Origin of the sequence: Vibrio sp. 10N.222.49.A3, assembly GCF_041475145.1 — a bacterium.
GTDB lineage: Bacteria > Pseudomonadota > Gammaproteobacteria > Enterobacterales > Vibrionaceae > Vibrio > Vibrio tasmaniensis_A.
This window is the reverse complement of sequence record NZ_JBFRVM010000368.1, coordinates 1-497: the sequence shown is the minus strand read 5'-3', so window position 1 is coordinate 497 and position 497 is coordinate 1. Positions and strand designations below refer to the sequence as shown.

Sequence of the window (497 nt, the reverse complement as noted above, 5' to 3'; positions counted from 1 at the left end):
TTCATGGGGCGGATACAATAAAGGTGTATTTATATGGATTTTAAAATGTTGAAAGATGTACTCAGAACAGCAAGAACAGAGCTGGGCTTAAAGCAAAACGAAGTAGCTCAAATGGTAGGAGTTACAACCCAAACATACTTGAAGTGGGAAAATGGAAAGTCTGAGCCAAAAATATCACTAGCGGGAAAGTTATCTAAGGCACTGAAAGTAAGTGAAAAAGAACTATGCCAAGGTGAGTTCCACAAACAAAAAATGGAACCAATAGAGTTCATAAGAAAAGTTGAAACATTGTTAAAACATACGCCACACACTGAATTCCTAATAGGTATACAAGAATATATCAATGATGAAGATGGCTTTTTGAATGCATTGAAGAAAGCTTCAGATTACCCATACGAGATCTTTGATGATGAGAAAAAAGCAAAAGCTAGAGACATGTTAGAGATGCTAGATTTAGCATCAAACTCAGAAGAAGAAAAATGATCTGCTCCAGTCAG

Annotated in this window: 1 protein-coding gene; it reads left to right on the top strand. The window is 36.0% G+C overall.

Annotation, left to right across the window (positions count from 1 at the left end; genetic code table 11):
- The first annotated feature begins 33 nt into the window (after nt 1-33).
- Nucleotides 34-483 (top strand): helix-turn-helix transcriptional regulator, encoded by a 450-nt coding sequence (locus tag AB4589_RS25675; protein ID WP_372101985.1) that lies wholly within the window; start codon nt 34-36, stop codon nt 481-483.
- The last annotated feature ends 14 nt before the right edge of the window (nt 484-497 follow it).